Annotated in this window: 22 protein-coding genes and 1 tRNA gene; 10 read left to right on the top strand and 13 right to left on the bottom strand. The window is 71.3% G+C overall.

The annotated features are described in order from the left end of the window. Positions 1-9 precede the first annotated feature (9 nt). Both JQS43_RS02660 and JQS43_RS02665 read left to right on the top strand, forming a co-directional pair. Complete coding sequence (locus tag JQS43_RS02660; protein WP_239677464.1) at positions 10-717, top strand: rhomboid family intramembrane serine protease; 708 nt, start codon at positions 10-12, stop codon at positions 715-717. A gap of 120 nt (positions 718-837) precedes the next feature. Further along, complete coding sequence (locus JQS43_RS02665) at positions 838-1,809, top strand: NAD(P)/FAD-dependent oxidoreductase (protein WP_239677465.1); 972 nt, start codon at positions 838-840, stop codon at positions 1,807-1,809. Positions 1,810-1,890: 81 nt separating this feature from the next. Here JQS43_RS02665 and JQS43_RS02670 read toward each other — a convergent pair whose 3' ends face one another. Together JQS43_RS02670 and glpX are read right to left on the bottom strand one after the other, a co-directional pair. Continuing rightward, positions 1,891-2,838, bottom strand: a complete 948-nt coding sequence (locus JQS43_RS02670; protein WP_239677466.1) for a DMT family transporter — start codon at positions 2,836-2,838, stop codon at positions 1,891-1,893. Positions 2,839-2,843: 5 nt separating this feature from the next. Next, the gene (gene glpX, locus JQS43_RS02675; protein ID WP_420847643.1) at positions 2,844-3,920 is read right to left on the bottom strand and encodes a class II fructose-bisphosphatase; all 1,077 of its coding nucleotides are present in this window, start codon (positions 3,918-3,920) and stop codon (positions 2,844-2,846) included. A 2-nt stretch (positions 3,921-3,922) separates the two neighbouring features. On the opposite strand from glpX, the gene JQS43_RS02680 reads away from it, so the two are divergent. Continuing rightward, positions 3,923-4,480 (top strand): DUF4245 family protein, encoded by a 558-nt coding sequence (locus JQS43_RS02680; protein ID WP_239677468.1) that lies wholly within the window; start codon positions 3,923-3,925, stop codon positions 4,478-4,480. 34 nt (positions 4,481-4,514) lie between these two features. Here the strand turns inward: JQS43_RS02680 and JQS43_RS02685 are convergent, their stop codons facing one another. From JQS43_RS02685 to trmB, 6 genes are all read right to left on the bottom strand, one after another. Beyond that, positions 4,515-5,330, bottom strand: coding sequence for an isocitrate lyase/PEP mutase family protein (locus JQS43_RS02685; RefSeq protein WP_239677469.1), 816 nt, complete (start codon positions 5,328-5,330; stop codon positions 4,515-4,517). Next, entirely contained in the window at positions 5,323-5,586 is a 264-nt protein-coding gene (locus JQS43_RS02690) for an exodeoxyribonuclease VII small subunit (RefSeq protein ID WP_338037150.1), read from the bottom strand. The genes JQS43_RS02685 and JQS43_RS02690 overlap by 8 nt, the downstream gene beginning before the upstream one ends. Positions 5,587-5,882: 296 nt before the next feature. Then, positions 5,883-6,329 (bottom strand): DUF3060 domain-containing protein, encoded by a 447-nt coding sequence (locus tag JQS43_RS02695; protein ID WP_239677470.1) that lies wholly within the window; start codon positions 6,327-6,329, stop codon positions 5,883-5,885. A 115-nt stretch (positions 6,330-6,444) separates the two neighbouring features. Next, complete coding sequence (gene cysC, locus JQS43_RS02700; protein WP_239677471.1) at positions 6,445-7,971, bottom strand: adenylyl-sulfate kinase; 1,527 nt, start codon at positions 7,969-7,971, stop codon at positions 6,445-6,447. Positions 7,972-8,106: 135 nt separating this feature from the next. Next, a complete protein-coding gene (locus JQS43_RS02705) occupies positions 8,107-9,003 on the bottom strand; it encodes an SDR family oxidoreductase (protein ID WP_239677472.1) in 897 nt (298 codons plus the stop codon). Between the two features lie 111 nt (positions 9,004-9,114). Then, complete coding sequence (gene trmB / locus JQS43_RS02710) at positions 9,115-9,837, bottom strand: tRNA (guanosine(46)-N7)-methyltransferase TrmB (protein WP_239677473.1); 723 nt, start codon at positions 9,835-9,837, stop codon at positions 9,115-9,117. A 164-nt stretch (positions 9,838-10,001) separates the two neighbouring features. Here trmB and JQS43_RS02715 point away from each other — a divergent pair, with 164 nt between their 5' ends. Both JQS43_RS02715 and JQS43_RS02720 read left to right on the top strand, forming a co-directional pair. Further along, positions 10,002-10,463, top strand: coding sequence for a cupredoxin domain-containing protein (locus JQS43_RS02715; protein ID WP_239677474.1), 462 nt, complete (start codon positions 10,002-10,004; stop codon positions 10,461-10,463). Positions 10,464-10,543: 80 nt separating this feature from the next. Next, positions 10,544-10,617 (top strand) — tRNA-Met (locus tag JQS43_RS02720). Positions 10,618-10,904: 287 nt separating this feature from the next. Here JQS43_RS02720 and JQS43_RS02725 read toward each other — a convergent pair. Both JQS43_RS02725 and ku read right to left on the bottom strand, forming a co-directional pair. Continuing rightward, positions 10,905-11,753 (bottom strand): VOC family protein, encoded by an 849-nt coding sequence (locus JQS43_RS02725; protein ID WP_239677475.1) that lies wholly within the window; start codon positions 11,751-11,753, stop codon positions 10,905-10,907. 252 nt (positions 11,754-12,005) lie between these two features. Further along, the gene (gene ku / locus JQS43_RS02730) at positions 12,006-13,100 is read right to left on the bottom strand and encodes a non-homologous end joining protein Ku (protein ID WP_239677476.1); all 1,095 of its coding nucleotides are present in this window, start codon (positions 13,098-13,100) and stop codon (positions 12,006-12,008) included. A gap of 68 nt (positions 13,101-13,168) precedes the next feature. On the opposite strand from ku, the gene ligD reads away from it, so the two are divergent. Next, positions 13,169-15,016, top strand: coding sequence for a DNA ligase D (gene ligD, locus JQS43_RS02735; protein WP_275581003.1), 1,848 nt, complete (start codon positions 13,169-13,171; stop codon positions 15,014-15,016). A gap of 624 nt (positions 15,017-15,640) precedes the next feature. On the opposite strand, the gene JQS43_RS02740 is transcribed toward ligD, so the two are convergent. Further along, positions 15,641-16,885 (bottom strand): glutamate-5-semialdehyde dehydrogenase, encoded by a 1,245-nt coding sequence (locus JQS43_RS02740; RefSeq protein WP_239677477.1) that lies wholly within the window; start codon positions 16,883-16,885, stop codon positions 15,641-15,643. Between the two features lie 76 nt (positions 16,886-16,961). Beyond that, complete coding sequence (gene proB, locus JQS43_RS02745) at positions 16,962-18,152, bottom strand: glutamate 5-kinase (RefSeq protein WP_239677478.1); 1,191 nt, start codon at positions 18,150-18,152, stop codon at positions 16,962-16,964. Between the two features lie 12 nt (positions 18,153-18,164). Here proB and JQS43_RS02750 point away from each other — a divergent pair, with 12 nt between their 5' ends. From JQS43_RS02750 to JQS43_RS02765, 4 genes are read left to right on the top strand one after another with little or no spacing between them, the layout of a single operon-like run. Beyond that, a complete protein-coding gene (locus JQS43_RS02750; RefSeq protein ID WP_239677479.1) occupies positions 18,165-18,470 on the top strand; it encodes an MGMT family protein in 306 nt (101 codons plus the stop codon). A gap of 9 nt (positions 18,471-18,479) precedes the next feature. After that, on the top strand, positions 18,480-19,028 hold the full coding sequence (locus JQS43_RS02755) for an NADH-quinone oxidoreductase subunit B (protein WP_239677480.1): 549 nt from the start codon (positions 18,480-18,482) through the stop codon (positions 19,026-19,028). Positions 19,029-19,056: 28 nt separating this feature from the next. Continuing rightward, complete coding sequence (locus JQS43_RS02760) at positions 19,057-19,650, top strand: NADH-quinone oxidoreductase subunit C (RefSeq protein WP_239677481.1); 594 nt, start codon at positions 19,057-19,059, stop codon at positions 19,648-19,650. A gap of 3 nt (positions 19,651-19,653) precedes the next feature. Further along, a complete protein-coding gene (locus tag JQS43_RS02765; RefSeq protein ID WP_239677482.1) occupies positions 19,654-20,616 on the top strand; it encodes a complex I subunit 1/NuoH family protein in 963 nt (320 codons plus the stop codon). Between the two features lie 9 nt (positions 20,617-20,625). On the opposite strand, the gene JQS43_RS02770 is transcribed toward JQS43_RS02765, so the two are convergent. Further along, positions 20,626-21,210, bottom strand: a complete 585-nt coding sequence (locus tag JQS43_RS02770; RefSeq protein WP_239677483.1) for a Uma2 family endonuclease — start codon at positions 21,208-21,210, stop codon at positions 20,626-20,628. Between the last annotated feature and the right edge of the window lie 69 nt (positions 21,211-21,279).

Consider the following 21,279-nt stretch of genomic DNA (forward strand, 5'->3'; position numbering starts at 1 on the left):
GGAGGCGTGATGGGCGAACTCTCCCGACCGGACGATGGTCCGCTTCGGTTCGGTACCGAAGCCTTCTACGCCACCATCGGCCGCGCGTTCGTGGTGATGTGCGCCGTGGTGCCGGTGCTGTTCCTGATCGCGGTGCTGGACTGGGCGACGCCCGGCTACTCCTTCGCCGCCGCCCACGGCATCCGGCCGCGCGACCTCACCGGGTTGGACGGGGTTCTGTTCGCGCCGCTGCTGCATGGCAGCTTCCTGCACGTCACCGCCAATAGCGTGCCGCTGATCCTGCTCGGCACCTTCGTGCTCGCCGGCGGACTGCGCCGGACCCTGTGGTCCACGCTGGTGATCATGGCGGTCTCCGGGGTCGGCGTCTGGCTGCTGGGCAACCTCTTCTTCGTCAGCGACGCGCTGCGGGACGCGAATCCGGTGCACGTCGGCGCCAGCGGCGTGGTCTTCGGCTTCCTCGGGCTCCTACTCACCCGCGGCGTGGTCGAGCGCAGCTGGTGGAACGCGGCGGTCGGGGTGCTGATCGGCGTGCTCTACGGCTGGCAGCTGCAGGGCGCGCTCCCCGGCCAACAGGGCATCTCCTGGGAGGGGCACCTGTTCGGCTTCCTCGGCGGTGTCGCCGCCGCGATCATCTTCCGGCAGCGTCGGCGGCCGGCGCCGCCCGACCCGTTCGGCCCCGGCGGCGGCCTGCCACCGGACTTCCGACTTCCCCGCTGACCCCCAGCTGCCCTCGCCGGCCGGCGCGCACAGTTGCCCCGGGTGCCGGCTCACCGTACCGTCGAAGCATGCCATCGGCGCTCGGCACGAGCGCGGTGCGGAAAGGCGCGGTGGTGACGGATGCGGGACGTGGACATGGCGATCGTGGGCGCCGGTCCGACCGGGCTGTTCGCGGCGTACTACGCCGGCTTCCGCGGCCTGCGCACGGCGGTGATCGACGCGCTGCCCGAGGCCGGCGGCCAGATCACCGCGATGTACCCAGAGAAGGAGATCTTCGACGTCGCTGGGTTCCCCAGCATCCGGGGGCGGGACCTGGTGGCGAACCTGGTCGAGCAGGCTGCCCCGTTCGCGCCTGACTATCTGCTCGGCGCCCAGGCGGAAACCCTCAGCTACGACGGCGACCTGCCGGTGCTCGGCCTTGCCGGGCGGGAGCCGGTGCGGGCCGGGGCGGTCCTGATCACCGGCGGGATCGGCAGCTTCAGCCCACGCCCGCTGCCGGCGGCCGATGTCTTCACCGGCACCGGGGTGATCTACTTCGTCAAACATCTGGCGGACCTCGCCGCCCAGAACGTGTTGATCGTCGGCGGCGGCGACTCGGCCTTCGACTGGGCGCTTGCGCTCTCGCCCGTCGCAAAATCGGTGACCATGGTGCACCGGCGCGACCGGTTCCGGGCGCACGCCCACACCATCGCCAAGGTGCAGGAGCTCCCGGTGCGGATCATCGTGAACGCGGAGGTGAGCCAGCTGCTCGGCGACGGCGTGGTGACCTCGGCCGAGATCACCCACAAGGCCGCGGGCAGCACTGAGACGGTCCCGGTCGACACGGTCGTCGCGGCGCTCGGCTTCACCGCGGACCTGGGGCCGCTCACCGAGTGGGGGCTGCGGCTGGACCGCCGGCACATCCTGGTCGACTCGACGATGGCGACCAACCTGCCGCGGGTCTTCGCCGCCGGCGACATCACCGAGTACCCCGGCAAGGTGCGCCTGATCGCCACCGGGTTCGGCGAGGCCGCTACCGCGGTCAACAACGCGGCCGTCGTGATCGACCCGACCGCCCGGGTCTTCCCCGGCCACTCCTCGGACGCCAGCTGACCCGCCCGGGAGTTCCGGCCGATCATGAACTTAAGTGCTCAACACGCCGCGCGTGTCGGTCACCACGCTCATGATCGGCCGCTAGGACTGGGTGGGCCGGGCGGGGCGGCGGGAGCCGAGCGTGGCGATGCCGACCGCGGTCAGCGCCAGCAACGCGCCCGCGTACGTGTTCACCGCTGGCGGCGTGTCCGCCGGCACCAACAGGTCGAGCAAGAGCGCGCCCAGTACCTGCCCGGAGATCGCGGCCAACCCGAGCAGCAGCACCCCGGTGAACCGGACCACCGCCGCGCCGACCGCGATCACCGCGATGCCGAGCAGCCCACCGGCGTAGAGCCACGGCTCGCTCGGCAAATCGCCGCCGGGCCAGCCGCGGACCAGCACGCCGATGCCGAACCCGAGCAGCAGCCCCAGCAGGCCGGTCAGGAAGTTGATGAAGGTCGCCGGCCAGGTGGAGCCACCGGCCGCGCGTACCCGGCCGTTGACCGCCTGCTGCCAGGCGATGCCGAAGCCGGCGGCGAGCGGCAGCAGGGCCAGCCCCAGCGTCTGCGGACTGCCTAGCCGGTCGGCGACCGACACCACCACCGCCAGCACGCACAGCCCCGCCCCGATCACCCGGGTACGGGTGACCGCCTGCGGTCCGCTGGGCGGCAATGTGGTCCGGTCCACCAGCAGGCTGCTGGTGGACTGACCGGCGACCAAGGTGACCGTGAAGACCGCCACGCCGAGCGAGGCGACGGTGAGCCCCTGGGTGGCGACCACGAAGCCGCCCGCGAGTCCGCCGAGGCAGTGCCACCAGCGCAGGGTGCCGGCGCGTAGCTGTTCCCGCACCGCCCGCAGCCCGCGGCGGCCGTACGGTGAGCCGAAGACGATCGCCGCCAGCACCACCAGGCCCACCGCGAACGAGATCGTTGCGGCGGCGACCCCGTCGCCGATCTGGACCGCTAGTTCGCCGTTGATCCGCGCCTGCAACGCCATCGCCAGGCCGGAGGCGGCAGCGAGCGCGACGCCGAGCGCCCGGCGCCGGGGCATCCCGGTTAGGCCTGCTCGGCCAGCGGATGGCCGTCGAAGTCCACCATCGAGTAGCGGGCCAGCTTCTCCAACCGGTGGTACGAGTCGATCACCCGGATGGTGCCGCTCTTGGACCGCATGACGATCGACTGGGTGTAGGCGCCGCCGGCCCGGTACCGGACGCCCCGCAGCAGGTCCCCGGAGGTGATCCCGGTCGCGACGAAGAAGTTGTTGTCGCCCCGGACCAGGTCGTCGGTGGTGAGCACCACGCTCGGGTCCAGCCCGGAGGCGGCCAGCCGCTCCCGTTCGGCGTCGTCGTGCGGCCACAGCCGGGCCTGGATCGCGCCGCCCATGCACTTCATCGCGCAGGCGGTGACGATGCCCTCGGGGGTGCCGCCGATGCCCATCAGGACGTCCACGTCGGAGCTTTCCCGGGCGGCGCTGATCGCCCCCGCGATGTCGCCGTCGGTGATGAATCGGATCCGGGCGCCCGCGTCGCGCACCTCGTCGACCAGGTCGCTGTGCCGGGAGCGGTCGAGGATGCAGACCGTGAGTTCGGAGACGGCGGAGCGCTTGACCTGCGCCACCCGGCGGAGATTTTCCTTCACCCCGGCGCTGATGTCGATCACATCGGCCGCCTCCGGGCCGACCGCCAGCTTCTCCATGTAGAAGACCGCGCTCGGGTCGAACATCGCCCCGCGCTCGGCCACCGCCAGCACCGCCAGCGCGTTCGGCATGCCCTTGCTCATCAGAGTGGTGCCGTCGATCGGGTCGACCGCGACATCCATCTCCGGGCCGCTGCCGTCCCCGACGCGTTCCCCGTTGTAGAGCATCGGCGCGGCGTCCTTCTCGCCCTCACCGATCACCACCACGCCGGTCATCGGGATGGAGTTGATCAGGCGGCGCATCGCGTCCACCGCTGCCCCGTCGCCGCCCTCCTTGTCGCCCCGGCCCACCCAGCGGCCGGCGGCCATCGCCGCGGCCTCGGTGACCCGGACCAGGTCGAGCGCCAGGTTGCGGTCAAGATCCTGTGGCTGACGCGCCTGCTCGGTCAACGGGACCACCTCTCCGCCAGCGTTCAAGTCTCTTTGGCATCCTGGCATATGTGGGGAATGAAGCACCGACCGACCAGCCGCCGGCCCGAGCCAGCCGCCGGCCGCGAGATCTGATCATCTCACTGCTGGTGCTGCTGGTGCCGGTATTGCTACTGATCGGTGGGTATCAGATACTCACCGGTCGGACTCAGCCGGTGGCGGTCGACCCGGCCCCGGCGGTGGCCGAGGCGCGGGAGGCGGGGCTGCCCGCAGCCGGGCAGCCGGAACTCGACGAGCAGTGGGTGCCGATCAGCGCGGCCTTCGCCGAGCCGACGACGGGCGCCAGTGGCGGCGGAACGCTCCGGATCGGCTACGTCACCCCGTCTGACGGCAGCGTGCAGCTGATCCAGAGCACCCTGCCGGCCGACGAGCTGCTCCCCGCCGACCTGCCGCCCGAGGCGGCCCCGGCGGGCAACCGTGAGATCGCTGGTGAGCCGTGGCAGTACTACACCGGGGCTGGCGGTGAGCACGCTTTAGTGCTGCTCGAACCCGAGCTGACGATCATGGTGGTAGGGCTGGGCAGCGAAGCGGAGTTGGCCGAACTCGCCGCCGCCAGCGCACCCGACTGAGCCCGCCGCCGGGCACGCCGGGTCAGGCCGGCGGTCACGCCAGCGGTTCGGGCGGGAAGGCGGCGTCCCGGAGCGTGGGAGCCAGGGCGTGGTCGAGGAAGGTGCTGGTGCCCGTGTCCCGTAGTTCGCCCGCAGCCCGCACCAGCGCCCCGTAGGCCGCCCAGGCCAGCGCGCCACCGGTGGAGACTCGGCGGACGCCCGCCCGGGCCAGCTCGGGCACTGCTGGCCCCTGCCGGAGGGCGAGTACGTTGAGCGGCGCGTCGACCTCGTCCGCGACCCGGGTGATCTCCGCGAGCTCGCCCAGACCAGGGGCGTAGACACAGGCCGCACCGGCCGCGCGGTACGCCCTGAGCCGGGCGATCGTGTCGGCCAGGTCCGCCACGCCGTAGAGATGGTTCTCCGCCCGGCCGGTCAGGACCATGCCGTGGCGGTCGCAGACCGCGGCCGCCGCGGCGATCCGCTCGACCGCGACCTCGACCCGGTCGATCTGCCCGGTTACCGGGTCGTAGTCCTCGATCGACACACCGCTGGCGCCGGCCTGGGCGAGCAGCTCCACCGTGGCGGCCACCCCGTCGGGATCCGGTGCGTAGCCGCGCTCGGCATCCACCGCGACCTGGATCTCGACGGTCGAGCTGAGCGCGGCGACGTGCTCGATCAGCTGATCGCGGTGGAGCTGCTGGTCGGCGCGGCCCAGGCTGGCGGCCAGCCCGGAGCTGGTGGTCGCGACCGCGGGGAATCCCAGCTGCGCCAGCAGTCGCGCGGAGCCCTGATCCCAGGCGTTCGGAAGCACGAAGGTGCCGGACTGGTGCAGCTCCCGGAACCCCCGGCGCTGCTCGGCGAGGTCAACCATTGGGTGGTTCGCTGGTGGCGCGGTCGAGGCGGGCGCGGGCGCCGTCGAGCCGCTGCTGGCACACCTGGGCCAGCGCCTCGCCCCGCTCCCAGAGCGTGAGCGCCTCCTCCAGGGTGGCGCCGCCGGCCTCCAGCCGCTCCACCACGGTGGCCAGCTCCGACCGGGCCTGCTCGTAGCTCAGCTCGGCCAACTCGGGCGGCACCACCACGGCGCCGCCGGGGGGCTGGGCGGCAGCGGCCGGAGTCTGCTCGGTCATGTGGCTAGTTCATCACCCTGCCCGATCGGGTCCGCGCCCACCCCAGCGGCCGAGACCCGCGCCCACCCCAGCGGCCGAGACCCGCGCCGATCATGGACTTAGGTACATGGTCGGAGCCGATTCCGGTCCCTAACCCCATGGTCAATTCAGTGGTGCCGTACCGGCGGGGCATGGACCGGCTCCAGCGAGGACATCCGAGTGATCAACTACCCTGCAGCTGTACGACACACCGTGTGTCGTACAGCTGCAGGGCTCTGGATCTTCAGGTCGACCCGGGCCGCCGCCCGCAGGGCCGGTCAGTCGGCGTCGGCGGCCTCGGCAGAGGCGTTTTCGCCGTTCACCACGACCTCCGGGTCACCGCCGTAGACAACCGACGCGTTCTCGCCGTTGACCACGATCATCTCGGCCTCCTCGATGATCACCTCGGCGTCGTCGCCGTTGATCACCACGATGCCGCAGGCCCCGGTGAACTCGAGGTCGGCCGTCTCGCTGTTGACCGTGACGTCCTGGCCGCCGCATTCGTAGCTGCCGCTGGCGGTCTCCTCGTTGAACGCAGTGGGAGCCTGGCCCGAATCGTCCGCATCATCGGCGCCGTCCGCGTCACCGTCCGGCGAATCCGCTGGGTCCGGCGTCGGCGCCGTGGTGGGGGCGTCCGGGTCGTCGGCTGCGTCGTCGCCGCCACACCCGGCGCCGAACAGCGCCAGCGCCCCCGCGACCAGCACTGCGGCAGTCTTGATCCGCATCAGGTCCTCCTCCTGTGCGACCGGCCCCCCGCGCCGCACAGGCTACCCCAGTCACGCTGGTCACGGCCGTCTCAGGGTGCGCCGGGAAAGGGTGAGGCAGATCCCCGCAGCCCGCTCAGGCCACCCGGGCGGTCTCGATCCAGCCGTGCTCCTCCAGATAGCCGAGCACCGTGCCGACCGCCTCGTCGATGCTGAGCTTGGTGGTGTCGACCACCAACTCGGCGTCCGCCGGCTCCTCGTACGGGTCGTCCACCCCGGTCATGCCCGTGAGCTCACCGGCGCGGGCCTTGGCGTACAAGCCTTTCCGGTCCCGCTGCTCGCAGACCGCGAGCGGGGTCGCGACCCAGACCAGGAGGAAGCCGGCGCCGGCCGCGAGCGCTGCCGCCCTGGCCTCGGTCCGGGGCGCGGCGTACGGGGCGATCGGGCAGCAGATCGCCATGCCGCGGTGTTTGGCGATCTCGGCCGCCACCCAGCCGACCCGTTGAATGTTGCGGTCCCGGTCGGCTTTGGAGAAGCCCAGCCCAGCTGAGAGGTTGCGGCGCACGATGTCGCCGTCGAGCACGGTCACCGACCGTTCGCCGGTCTCCCGCAGCGACGCCGCCACCCCGCGGGCGATCGTCGACTTGCCGGAGCCGGAGAGCCCGGTGAAGAAGAGCACCACCCCCCGGTGCCGGCGCGGCGGGCGGGCCCGGGCCAGCTCTTTGGCGACCGCCGGTGGGGTGTGCCACTCGGGCAGCGGAAAGCCCCGGTCGAGCAGGTCGTCGATCTCGGTCGCGGTGAGCGCGGCGCGCTGGTTGCGGGGTGGGATGTCGTCCCGCCCCCGCCACTGCCCGTCCCGACTGTCGTAGGCCAGCTCCCGGGGCACCAGCACCCGCGGGCCACCGCCCGAGAGCGTGGGGCCGCCCGCGAGCAGGTGGGTGACCCCGTACGACTGGGCCACCCGCGCCCGGATCAGGGCATCGTGGATTTCGTTGGCGCGGCGGCGCAACGGCACCGTGACCACGGTGGCGGTCGGCAACCGGTCGTCGGCCGCGAGCACACACCGCACCAGCGCTTCGCTGGACAGGCCGGCCGCCGGCGGACCGGCGGTGGGGATCATCACCACCAGGTGCGCCTGCAACGTACGGGTGGCGTGGACGATCTGCGCCAGCTGTGGCCGGTGGAGCGGCTGGTCGGCCACCACCCCCACGACCCGGCCCGGCGGGAGTTCGTCCCGGACCTGTTGCGGGGTGCGGCGTAGCGCCTTGAAGGCCCACCGGGGCGACTCGCCCATGGCCCGCACCGGCCCACCGACCCCGCTCATGCCGTCCCGGGTGGGCCAGCTGTCCATCACGTCCACCGCGGCGACCGGTGCGCCCTCGGTGTCGGTGAGGATCAGCGCCCGCCGTAGCGGGTTGTCCGATTCGAGCTGGGAGATCAGCTCGGTCGGCACCTCCAGGGTTACCGGCACCGGCCAGGGGGTGCCGTCGGCGAGGGTGCCATGGGCGCTGATCGAGCGCAGGTCGGTGCTGGTGGGCAGGCTGGTCAGGGGCGCGAAGGCGCCGGTGAGTAGCAGCTCAAGATCGGCCAGCTCGGCCGGGCGGGGGGTGTAGCTGGGCGCCTGCGCCAGCACCCCCTCGGGGAGCACCCATCCGGCACTCATCGGCACACTCCTGTCTCCCTGGTCGGTGGTCGCCCGGTCGTCCCCTAGTCTGACGGACCGGCACTGAACCGGCGCGCTCAGTTTGGCACCCGCCGGCATACCCTCGCCAATTCACCCGTTGCTCCGGTACGGGGGTCAGCTCATCGGCTTACCACCGGTCACCGCCAGCACCTCCCCGGTGACGAAGCTCGACTCCGGCGACGCGAAGTAGACGAAGGCGGTAGCCACCTCGATCGGCTGGCCGACCCGGCCGAGCGGGGTGTCGCCGCCGAACTGCTCGACCGACTCCGCCGGCAGCGTCGCCGGGATCAACGGGGTCCAGATCGGTCCGGGTGCCACCGCGTTGACCCGGATACCGTGGTCCGCGAGATCGGTGGCGAGCGCCTGCGTGAACGCCTTGATCCCCGCCTTGGTGGTGGCGTAGTCGAGCAGGCTGGGGGATGGGTTCTCGGCCTGGATCGAGGAGACGTTGATGATCGTCGAACCGCGCGGCAGCACCGGTACGGCGGCCTTGCAGAGCCAGAACATCGCGTACAGGTTGGTCTTCATCACCCGGTCGAACTGCTCGGTCGTGATCTCCTCGATGCCGCCGGGCTGGCCCATCTGGTAGGCGGCGTTGTTGACCAGAATGTCCAGGCCACCGAGTTCGTCCACGGCCCGCTGCACCAACTGCCGGCAGTAGCCCTCGTCTCGGACATCACCCGGCGCCTGGACCACTTTCCGCCCCGCCTCGGTGACCAGCCGGGCGGTCTCGGCCGCGTCGCTCTCCTCCTCCGGGAGGTAGGAGATCATCACGTCCGCGCCTTCCCTGGCGTAGGCGAGCGCTACCGCCCGCCCGATCCCCGAGTCGCCGCCGGTGATCAGCGCCCGCCGCCCCACCAGCCGGTCGCGACCCTGGTAGCTCTGCTCCCCGTGGTCGGGCTGCCGGTCGAGCCCGCCGGTGTGCCCGGGGTATTCGAGCTGCTCCGGCCCCTGCTCCTCGGGTCCGGCGTACCGCTGTTGTGGGTCCTGCCGTGCTGTCTCGTGCCGCATCTCGCTGCCCCCGTCCGGCTGGGTGTCCGCATCTGTCTGGGATGCCCCTACCCGGTCCTGGCGCCGACGATGCAACCCCGCGGGGTGGATTGCGCGAAATCGGCTGCCTGATCAGCGGCGGCGGTAGCGCAACTCGAAGCTGGGTCGGCCGGCCGCGTGGGCCTTGCGCTCATACTTCGTCTCCGGACGGTACGCCGGCCGGGGCGCCCAACCGTCGTAGGCATCGACCAGCTCGGGGTCGGCGTCGAGGGTGCGTTGGATGACCCGGGCATAGTCCGGCCAGTCGGTGACGGTGTGCAGGACCCCGCCGGGCGCCAGCCGGGACCGCAGCAGGCTCACGTGCGCCGGCTGGAACAGTCGACGCTTGTGATGGCGCTGCTTGGGCCACGGGTCGGGGAAGAAGGCGTGGATGGCGGCTAGGCTCGCCGGCGCTACCCGCTGCCGCAGCAGCTGCAACGCGTCGCCCTGGACCACCCGCAGGTTGGTCAGCCCACCCGCCTCGATCAGGCCGAGTAGTTGCGCCACTCCCGGCGGGTGGACCTCTACCGCGAGGTAGTCGCGGTCTGGGTCGGCGGCGGCCATCGCGGCGGTCGCGTCGCCCATCCCGGAACCGATCTCCACCACCAGCGGCGCCGGGCGGCCGAAGATGGTCGCGGGGTCGAGCGGTGGCCCGTCGGCCGCCACCGTGAACCTCGGGGCGAGCCGGCGCAGATTTTCCTGGCGCTGGCTGCGCATCCGGCCCCGGTGCAGCTGAAAGGTCCGGATTTCACCCGGTTGGGGCGCGCTCGGTTGGCGGTCGGTCTCGCTCGTTGAAGAGGGAGTCGGCGTGTTCATCGAGGCTCAAGGGTACGCGGCGTGGCTGTGCTCTTCATCCCATCAATGTCATTACTAAGGGTAATCGCATACCTCCTTTCCGTTTGAAGCGTTGGGCAGGGTGAGGCCTCGAACCGCGGTCAGCGCGGCGGGTGCCCAGCAGTGTCCTGGAGAGAGGAGCATTCATGTCTCGCGTTCTACGCCGCGCTGGCGGAGCGCTGGCCGCTGCGGCGGTCGCGTTCGCCGCCGGCGCCTGCACCGCCGATGATGCGGACGACTCGACCACGCCGGCTCAGGAGGAGCCGGTAGCCCCGGTCGAGCCGGTCGACCCGCCGGAGACCGACGATGTGCCCGCAGCCGACGAGGAAGCGGCGGAGGTGCCGGTCATCCTCGTCGACGACGAGGTGCTACTGCCGGCGACGATCTTCCCGGCGGGTACGTACACCTTCGTGGTCGAGCAGGAGGGCCAGGAGCCTCACCTGCTCAGCATCGAAGGGCCCGGCGTCAGCAGCAGCACCTCCGAGGTGGCGCCCGGCGCCAGCCCGGAGCAGCTGACCGTCACCCTGGAGCCCGGTACCTACGAACTGTGGTCGTCGGTGGACGGCGACCGGGGGGAGAGCGCCGAGGTCGTCATCGAAGTGGAGTAGGCGGGCGCTTCCGGTGGTACTGACTCGCCGACCCCCTGGTTTTGCCTCCGGGCGCCACTGCGCTATCCTTATCCGTGCGACGCGGGGTGGAGCAGTTCGGTAGCTCGTCGGGCTCATAACCCGAAGGTCGCGGGTTCAAATCCCGCCCCCGCCACGAGATAAGGGCCGTGTCCTCCCTGGGCACGGCCCTTACATTTGGATCGCCAGTTCGGCTGGTGATCCAGGCTTGGGCCGCAAGGGCCAGATTTGGAAGTAGGGCCGGGTCACCATCAGGTGGCCCGGCCTTTTCACGTTAGCTTCCCGGCTCTGATGATCGCGGCAATTCTTACCCGGGAGAGGTTTCTGTTCCCCGGTCGAGCTACCGCGGGCCAGCTCCGCAGTCTTACCGATGCGGCCAGGTTGAACCTGGGTCGGATCGAGCTACATCTCGCCACCGACTAACTACCCGGCCTCGGTCGGTTGATACTCGTTGACCGCGAAGATCGTCCCGTCCGGGTCGGAGACGACCGCGACCAGGCCTTCCCCGGCATCGAAGGGTGGGACGATGATCCCCCCACCGAGGTGCTCGGCCCGGGCCGCGGTGGCGGCGGCGTCAGCCACCGAGAAGGTGACGCTCCAGTGCGGGGCGGTCATGTCGTCCTCCGGGTCGATCCGTTCGATCCAGGCGACCGCGTCGGTGAACCCGGGCGGGGCCCCACCCGCTCCGTGTCGTTCCCGGATGCCAGGCTCCACCAGCTCCAGGAAGTCCCCGTACCCGGGCATCCGTACCATCATCGCGACCTGGCCCCCGAAGTCGAGGATGTCGGTCTGCCACCCGAAGACCTGCTGGTAGAAGGCCATGGTCGGGTCCGGGTCCCGAACCTTGAGCTCGCTCCAGTTCCAGGCGCCGGCCGTGTTCACCAGCCGGGCCCCGGCCAGCCCGTCGGCCTGCCAGAGCCCGAAGACCGCCCCCTGGGGGTCAGCGCAGATCGCGACCCGGGCCCCTGGAGTCAGGTGCGGCTCCCGCAACACCTTCCCGCCAGCGGCGCCGACCGCAGTAGCAGTCTCGCCAGCGTCGGCCACGCACAGGTAGGTCCGCCAACCGGCCCCGGCCTGGTCATCCGACGTCAGGAGGCCGAACCCGGCGACCTCGGACCCGTCCAGCCGGGCCAGAAGGTGACCCCCAAGGTCGGGGTCGCTGATCTCCCAGCCAAACAGGCCGGCGTAGAACCGGGCGGTAGCCTGCGGGTCCGGGGACGGGAGGTCCACCCAGCAGGGAACTCCGGCCGGGTACGTGTCTCGCTCGCGCATGCTGCCCTTTCTGCTGACTACGACGATTAGCGCGCCGCAGCGCGGCGGAGTGGGACGATCCACTGAGTGTACCAGTCAGTACGTGCTACAAAGGACAGGCTAATCCGACCGGGTGAAACTGGCCTGGTCGTGGCAGGATCGACCGGCACCCTGAGCGGCCCACCGGCCGAGGTCAGGCCACAGGCGCTGGAGCCGGCGCACGCGGCGCCGTAGGTGCGGAGCCGGGTTCGTCAACCACCGGCCCGGAGGTGTCTACGCAGACTTGCGGGCGCGGCTGGCCTTCTTCGGCGTCGCCTCGGTCGACTCGCCGGTGCTGCGCTGTTTCTCTCCGCTCCGCTTGCCCGCGTCCGCCTTCCCGCCGCTCTGCCGGCTGTTGCGCTGCTTGCTCCCGGGTGACTTCCGCTCGCCCTGCTCCGCGCTGGTCTGCTTCCCGCTGGCCTGTTTGGTGCCGGCCTGCTTCCCGCTGGCCTGTTTGGTGCCTTGCCGAGCGCCGCCGGAGCGGGAACGAGCCGCGCTGATCGGAGTCGGCTCGACGGGTTCCCGGTCCGCTTCTTCGTCGCTGCTCTCGCCACCTCGGGCCGCCTGTGCCCGTTCCACCGAAGCCCGCAGCGCCGCCATCAGATCAACCGCCGGTGGTGCCTCCGTCGGCTCCTCCGGCGCCGCCACTTCACGTCCCTCCACTTTGGCGTCGATCATCTGCTGCAACGCCTCCCGGTAGTCGTCGGTGTAGGCGTCGCTGTGGAAATCCCCGGTCATCGAGTCGATCAGCGACATCGCCATCGCCAGCTCCGGCTCCCGGGTCTCCACCTCTTCGTCCAGGAAGCCGAACTCCGGCGCCCGGACCTCATCCGGCCACAGCATGGTGTTGAGGACCAGCAACCCTTCGCGTACCCGCAGCGTGGCCAGCTGCTCCCGCTGCCGCAGCGCGACCTTCACCACCGCCACCCGCTTGCTGTCGCCGAGTGCATCGCGCAGCAGCAGGTACGGCTTGGTGGCGCTGGCCTCCGGCTCCAGGTAATACGCCTTGTTATAGAACATCGGATCGATCTGGTCAGCCGGCACGAACTCGAGTACGTCGATCGCCCGCGAGGTGGCGAGCGGCAGGTCCTCGAAATCCTCGTCGGTGAGCACCACCAGCTCGCCGCCGCCCAGGTCGTACCCTTTGGCGATGTCGTCGTAGCTCACCTGCTCGCCGCAGACCGAACAGACCCGCTGGTAGCGGATCCGACCGGCGTCCCGGCGATGCACCTGGTGGAACCGGATCGTCTTCTCTTCGGTAGCCGCGTAGAGCTTTACCCCGATCGAGACCAGCCCGAACGAGACCGCGCCCTTCCAGATCGCCCGCATGCCATCTCCTCCCAGCGGGACCCCCCTACCAGCCAGCATGGCACAGTAAACGGGTGGTGATCTCCCCGATGCTAGCGGTAACAGGGGCGCTGCCGGGCGACGGCGACTGGGCGTACGAGATGAAATGGGACGGCGTACGCGCAATCGCGGTGGTCGAGGGTGGCCAGGTGCGGCTCTACGCCCGTTCCGGCGCCGAGGTCACCGCCGCGTACCCGGAGCTCGCCGGGTTGGCCGACGCCGTCGATCCCGACACGGTGCTGGACGGGGAGATAGTCGTGCTCGACGCCGCCGGGCGCCCCTCGTTTGCGGCGCTCGCCGAACGGATGCACGTGCGGGACCGCAGTCGGGCCGCCCAGCTCGCCGGGTCCGCCCCGGTCACCTACATGATCTTTGACCTGCTCCGGCTCGCCGGCGAGTCGCACCTGGCCGAGCCCTACCACCGGCGGCGGCAGCTCCTGGAAGAGCTGGCCGGGCGGCTGCCCGCGAGCCGGCACTGGCTGGTCCCGCCGAGCTTCGACGACGGGCCGGCCACGCTCGCCGCAGCCACCGAACACTCCCTCGAAGGCGTGGTGGCCAAGCGGCGCGACTCGCCGTACCGGCCAGGAGAGCGCTCCACCGAGTGGCTGAAGATCAAGCGGGACGAGACCGGCGACTTCGTCATCGGCGGGTGGCGGCCGGGCGCCCGGCGACTGGGGGCGCTGCTGGTCGGCTCCCCGGCCGCCGGAGGTGGGCTCGTCTACCGCGGTCGGGTCGGCGGCGGGATCAGCGCCGCCGCCGAACGGGCCCTGCTCACCGCCCTGGCGCCGCTGCGCACCGACACCTCGCCGTTTGCCGAACCGCTCACCCGCGACGACGCCCGGGACGCCACCTGGGTACGGCCGGAGCTGGTGGTCGAGGTGCGGTACGGGCAGCAGACCCCCGACGGCCGGCTCCGCTTTCCCCGCTTCGTGCGGCTGCGCCCAGACAAGCCGAGCACCCAGGCCGGTCCGCCGGTGCCCCCGGCGCTGGCGCCGGTATCTCAGCTGGATCGGCCGACGCTGGTCACGATCGAAGGCCGGACCCTGGAGTTATCCAATCTGGATAAGGTGTTGTATCCCGCGTCCGGGTACACCAAAGGTGAAGTGATCGACTATTACGCCAGGGTCGCCCCGATGCTGTTGCCGCATCTGCGAGACCGGGCGCTGACCCGGATCCGCTACCCGAACGGCGTGACCGAGGCATCCTTCTTCGAGAAGAATGCCCCCGCCGGCACACCCAGCTGGGTACGCACCGAAACGCTGCCGGTGCCCGGCTCCAGCACCGGCCGGGAAACCCTCGACTATGTGGTCGCCGACGACCTCGCCACCGTGATCTGGCTCGCCAACCTGGCCGCGCTGGAGCTGCACACCCACCAGTGGCGGATCGGCGCGGTCGGACCAGATCTGCTCGTGCTCGACCTGGATCCGGGCCCGCCGGCCGGGCTAACCGAGTGCGCCGACGTGGCACTGGTGCTGCGGGACCGCCTCGCCCGCGACGGGCTGGCCGCGGTCGCGAAGACCTCCGGCAAGAAGGGGATGCAACTTTACTGCCCGATCTCGGCCAGCCAACCCGCGGCGGTGGTCTCCGGGTACGCAAAACGGGTCGCCGAGGAGCTGGCCCGGGCCCAGCCGCGGAAGATCACCGCGCAGATGGCGAAGCGGCTGCGCCCCGGCAAGGTCTTCATCGACTGGAGTCAGAACGCGGCGGCGAAGACCACGGTCGCGCCGTACTCGCTGCGGGCCGAACCATCCCCGACCGTCTCCACCCCGGTGACCTGGGACGAAGTCGCCGGCGTCGAGCTGGGCCGCTACTCACCGGAGCAGCTGCTGGCCCGGCTGGCGAGCTACGGAGATCTGCTCGCCCCGCTGCTCGACCCCGGCCCGCCGGTGCCGGAGTAGGCGCCGCCGGCGCTGCCCGCCCCTGGCGCTGCCCTGGTTCTGTCCGCCCTTGGCGCTGCCCGCTCCTGGCGCTGCCCGCTCCTGGCGCGCCTGGTCGCCCTATACCCATCCGCCTGCCCGGTCGCCCTGTCCAGGCCTTCCCCCTGCCCGGTCGCCCTGTCCAGGCCTTCCGCCCGCCCGATGATCTTGGAGCGCCGGCGGAGGGGGCCCTGTTGGGCCGCCTACGAGAGCTGCTAGCACAAACGGAGCGCAGTCGAGGGCGCCGGCGACCTGCCGCAGCGGCGGGCTGCCGGGAGGTTGGCAGTGAGTTCAGCCCGTCGGCCGCAGCTTGGTGGGTTGAGTGGTGATCAACTAGTATCGCAAAATCGTCTTTTCCCGACGAATTGGGCGCCACTCAACCCACCAAGCAGGGGTCCGGGTCGCCAAGAAGGGGCTGGGTCGCCAAGCAGGGAGCTAGGCCGAGCATCGCGGCGCCGCCAGCTCTGCTCCGTTTGTGCTAGCAGCTCTCGTAGGCGGCCCAACAGGGCCCATCCGCCGGCGCTCCAAGATCATCGGGCGGAGGGCGGAGGGCGGAGGGCGGAGGGCGGAGGGCGGAGGGCGGAGGGCGGAGGGCGGAGGGGCGGGTCAGCTGCGGGTGTGGCCGTCGCCGGTGACCACGTACTTGGTCGAGGTGAGCTCCGGCAACCCCATCGGCCCGCGGGCGTGCAGCTTCTGGGTGGAGATGCCGATCTCGGCGCCGAACCCGAACTCACCCCCGTCGACGAACCGGGTGGAGGCGTTCACCAGCACCGCGGCCGCGTCGACCTGGGCGGTGAACTGTTGTGCCGCCCGGGTCGAGTCGGTGACGATCGCCTCCGAGTGGCCGCTGCCGTAGCGGGCGATGTGTGCGGTCGCGTCGGCGAGCGAGTCCACCACCGCGGCGGAGATCTCCAACGCCAGGTACTCGGTGGCGTAGTCCTCCTCGGTCGCAGGCCGCACCGACTCGTCGTACCGGCGCACCCGGTCGTCGCCGTGGACGGTGACCCCGGCCTCGCGCAGCGCGGCCAGCGCCCGTGGCAGGAAGGCGTCGGCGGCGTCGGCGTGCACCAGTAGCGACTCGGCGGCGTTGCAGACACTGGTCCGCTGGGTCTTGGCGTTGAGCAGGATCCGCAGGGCGAGATCCGGATCGGCGGCGGCGTCGACGTAGATGTGGCAGTTGCCGGTGCCGGTCTCGATCACCGGCACCGTGGACTCGGTCACCACCGACTGGATCAGCGACGCGCCACCACGGGGGATCAGCACGTCCACCAGGCCGCGGGCGCGCATCAACTGCTTGACCGTGTCGTGGCTGCTCGGGTCGACCAGTTGCACGGCGTCGGCGGGCAGCCCGCGGTCGGCCAGCGCCCCCCGGAGCACCTCCACCAGCGCGGTGTTGGAGTGAACCGCGGACGAGGAACCCCGCAACAGCACCGCGTTGCCGGATTTCAGGCACAACCCGGCGGCGTCCACGGTGACGTTCGGCCGGGCCTCGTAGACGATCCCGATCACGCCGAGCGGCACCCGGAGCTGCCGGACCTGGAGACCGTTGGGGAGGGTGGAGCCGCGGATCACCTCGCCGACCGGGTCGGGCAGGCCGGCCATCGCCCGGACCGCTTCGGCGACTGCGGCGACCCGGTCGGTGGTGAGCGCCAACCGGTCCAGCACCGCCTCGGTGAGCCCGGCCTCCCGGCCCGCGGCGACATCGCGCTGGTTCGCCGCGACGATCTCCGGGCTGCGGGCGACGAGCGCGTCGGCGATGGCGTGCAGCGCCGCGTCCTTCTCCCCGCGGGTGGCGAGCGCCAGTGTGCTCGCGGCGACCCGGGCCGCCTCGGCCTGCTTCTGAACCGTCATCTCCCGCTCTCCCCTTCCCAGCTGATCATGGACCCAGGTTCATGATCAGCGTCAAAATGCGTCCCAAACCTCATGGTCAACTCGTGAAGAGCACGAGGTCGTCGCGGTGGACGACCTCGCGTTCATACTCCGGGCCGAGCGCGGTCGCCAGGTCGGCGGTGGTGCGCCCGAGCAGCGGCGGCAACTCCACCGCGTCGTAGTTGACCAGTCCTCGCGCCACCGGCCGGCCGGCGGTATCCACCAGATCGACCGGGTCGCCCGCGGAGAAGCCGCCATCGACCCCGGTGATCCCCGCCGGCAGCAGCGACTTGCGCCGGTCCACGACCGCCGCAACCGCCCCGTCGTCCAGGTGCAGCCGGCCCCGGGCGGTGGTGGCGTGCGCCAGCCAGTGCAACCGGGCGGAGGGGCGGCTGGGGTGCGGATGGAACAGCGTCCCCACCGGCTCCGCTTCGAGCGCGGCCCCGGCCAGGTCGGCGCTGCTCAACAACACCGGAATGCCCGCGCCGGTGGCGATCCGGGCCGCCTCCACCTTGGTGACCATGCCGCCGGTGCCGACCCCGGTCCGCCCGGACCGGCCGAGCTGCACCCCGGTCAGCGGGTCACCCGAACGCACCTCGTCGATCCGGTGACTCGCCGGGTGAGCCGGGTCGCCGGTCCACAAGCCGTCTACATCGGTCAGCAGCACCAGCGCCTCGGCGTGGATCAGCGCCGCCACCAGCGCCGCCAGCCGGTCGTTGTCGCCGAATCGGATCTCGTCGGTGGCGACCGTGTCGTTTTCGTTGACGATCGGGACCACCGCGAGGTCCAGCAGCTTGCGCAGGGTGCGGTAGGCGTTGCGGTAATGCACCCGGCGGGTCACGTCATCGACGGTCAGCAGCACCTGGCCGACGGTGCGGCCGTGCCGGCCGAACTCGGCAGCATACTCCCGGAGCAGCAGCCCTTGGCCGACGCTCGCCGCCGCCTGCTGGCTGGCGAGATCGGTGGGCCGGCGGGGGAGCCGGAGCGGGGCGAGCCCGGCGGCGATCGCCCCGGAGGAGACGAGCACCAACTCCCGGTCGTGGCCGACGTGGCCGGCGAGGGTGCCGACGAGCGCCTGGAGCCGTTCCCGGTCGAGCCCACCCGCGGTCGTGGTCAGGGACGAGGAGCCGATCTTGACCACCAGCCGCCGGGCGGCGGCGACCGCGGCGCGTCCGGCGGCCTCGGTGGTTGCTGCGTACACGATCCCATTCTGCCCGCTCACCTGCTGCGAACCGAGCGTCGATCCCATATCGTGGCGGCCGTGGTCGACCCGGAGGAGTACGTGGCGGTGGTGCTCGCGCTGGTAGAGCAGATCCCGCCCGGGCAGGTCATGAGCTACGGCGCGGTTGCGGACGCGCTCGCGACCACCACTGGCCGGAACAACCCGCGCCGGGTCGGCACGATCATGGCCCGGTACGGCGGCGGGGTGCCCTGGCACCGGGTGGTCGCCGCGGATGGTCGGCTGCCGCCCGGCCATGAACAGCGGGCCCGGGCGCTGCTGGCAGCCGAGGGTACGCCGATGCGTGGCGACAAGGTCGACATGACGGCCGCCTGGTACCCGCCGTAGGGTGGGCGCATGGCCAACCTGCCGGCGGTGCTCGGCGAGCCGATCCGGTTCGTTCTCAACTGGGGTCGGCGGTATTCGCTGTGGGTGTTCAATTTCGGGCTGGCGTGCTGCGCGATCGAGTTCATCGCCACCAGCATGGGCCGGCACGACTTCATCCGGTTGGGCGTGATCCCGTTCGCGCACGGGCCGCGGCAGGCCGACCTGATGGTGGTGTCGGGCACGGTCACCGACAAGATGGCCCCGGCGATCAAGCGGCTCTACGATCAGATGCCCGAGCCGAAGTATGTGATCTCCTTCGGCGCCTGTTCCAACTGCGGCGGCCCGTACTGGGATTCGTATTCGGTGACCAAAGGGGTCGATCAGTTGGTCCCGGTCGATGTCTATGTGCCCGGCTGCCCACCTCGACCGGAGGCGCTGCTGCACGGCATCCTGCGGTTGCAGGAGCAGATCGCCGCCGAGCAGTCCGGCCTCGGCGGGGTCTCCCGCCCCGATCCGGCCACCGCCGCCGCGCTCACCGCCCCGCTGGTGCCACCACCGGAACGCCGGCAGGAGGACTAACCGGCGCCGAGCGCATATGATCGGGCGCATGACGCCGGAGGAGGTCGGCGGCCGGCTGGCGCAGCTGGTGCCGCAGAGCGAGGCCACCGTGTCCGGCGGCGGGCCTGGGCATGCCCGCGCCACCGTGGACGTGGCCGCCGCCGACTGGCCGGCCGCGATCCGAGCGGCCCGCGACGACAACGAGTTGAGCTGCGACTTCTTCGACTGGCTCTCGGCAGTGGACAATGAGGCCGACGGCTTCGCGGTGGTCGCCCATCTGTGGTCCACCACCGCCCGGCACGGCGTGCTGCTGCGGACCCGGCTGCCCCACGATGAGCCGGCGCTCGCCTCGATCGTCGAGCTCTACCCGGGCGCGGCCTGGCACGAGCGGGAGACCCACGAGATGTTCGGCATCGATTTTCCGGGCCATCCCGGGTTGGCCCCGCTGCTGCTGCCGCCGGAGTTCGAGGGCCATCCGCTCCGGAAAGACTTCGTGCTCGCCTCCCGGGTGGCCAAGCCGTGGCCGGGGGCGAAGGAGCCGGGTGAGTCCCACGCCGGGGGCAGCAAGCGGCAGCCGATGCGCCCGCCGGGCGTACCGGCCCCGGGTGAGTGGGGCCCGGCCCCGCCGGAGCGGGAGGAGTAGCCGGTGCCGGTCTGGCTCGACGTGGTGGTCCGGGTGGTCGCGGTGCTCGCCGCGTTCCTGGTGCTGCCGCTGCTGGTGGGTCAGACCGAGCACAAGGTGATGGCGCACATGCAGGGCCGGCTCGGCCCGATGTACGCCGGTGGTTTCCACGGCTGGGCACAGCTGATCGCCGACGGGGTCAAGTTCGTCCAGAAAGAAGACGTGGCGCCCCGGGCCGCCGACCGGCCGGTCTTCCAGCTCGCCCCCGCGGTCGCCCTGCTGCCGTACCTGCTGGTGTTGCTGGTGGTGCCGCTGGGGCCGGGAGATCTGGTCGGGCAGCACCTCGACGCCGGCCTCTTCTTTGTGCTCGCCATTCTCGCCATTCCGGTGGTCGGGGTGATGATGGCGGCGTGGGCGTCGGCCAACAAATACAGCCTGCTCGGCGGGGTGCGGGGCGCCGCCCAACTGCTCGGGTACGAGCTGCCGTTCGTGCTCGCCGCCGCCAGCGTGGCGATGGCCGCCGGCACGCTGTCGTTGCCCGGCATCGTCGAGGCGTGGCAGCCGTGGTGGCTGCTGTGGCAGCTGCCGGCGCTCTTCGTCTTCTTCGTGGCCGGGGTGGCCGAGATCCGCCGGCCGCCGCTGGACGCCCCGATCGCCGACACCGAGCTGGTCTTCGGCTACAAGACCGAGTACACCGGGCTGCGGTTCGCGTTCATGATGCTCGCGGAGTACGCCGGGATCGTGGTGATCGCGGCGTTGACCACGGTACTGTTCCTCGGCGGCTGGAAGGGCCCGTTCCTCGACGACCAGCTGGGCTGGCTGTGGACCCTGCTGAAGATCTTCGCCGTCGCGTTCGTGATCATCTGGCTGCGGGTGTCGATGCCGCGGCTGCGGGTCGATCAGCTGCAGCGGCTCTGCTGGCTGGTGCTGGTGCCGCTCGCGCTGGGCCAGCTGATCCTCACCGCCGCCATCCGGCTGGCGTTGTAGCCTCGGCGCTCACATGCGCTGCCGGTACGACCGCGGCGTGATCTCATCGATCGGCACCCGCAACTGCCATGGCTCAAGGGTGTCGATTACCTTATCGAACTGCCCCGTCGGCACATAGACGTCGGCGTCCGTCGCCAGTCGATGCGTGTAGACCACGATCCCGGCCTCGCTCTCCACCCGCCAGTAGTACGGAATCCCGGCTTGTGCGTAGAGCGCTGGCTTCGCGATCCGGTCGAGCGTCACCGACCCGGGCGACACGATCTCCACTACCAGCAGCACCTCTTGCGCCTGGAACCGTGAGGGCTCCTCCTCGGCCGGGCCAGAACCGACCACCAACACGTCTGGAGTGAGTGACCGGCGGCGGCTGATCCGTACCTCGACGCCCTGGACCACCGCCCACTCGTCCGGGCAGGTCGCCTCCAGCGCGGTCTCGATCCGGGTGCCCAGCTTCTGGTGGCGGAAAGTAGGGGAGGGGGACACGATCAGGGCTCCATCGATCAGCTCGTAGCGGTGGCCGTCCTCGGGCAGCTCGTCGAGGTCGTCGGTGGTCCAGCCGCCCGGCGGCGGATGCAGCTCACTGAGCGCGGCGATCATTACCCCTCCCTTCGACCCTTTCACTCTACGCCAGCGGCTGGTGCGTCCGGGCGTAGCTGGGGTCGCGAG

Origin of the sequence: Natronosporangium hydrolyticum (genome assembly GCF_016925615.1) — a bacterium.
In the GTDB taxonomy this organism is placed as follows: Bacteria; Actinomycetota; Actinomycetes; order Mycobacteriales; family Micromonosporaceae; genus Natronosporangium; species Natronosporangium hydrolyticum.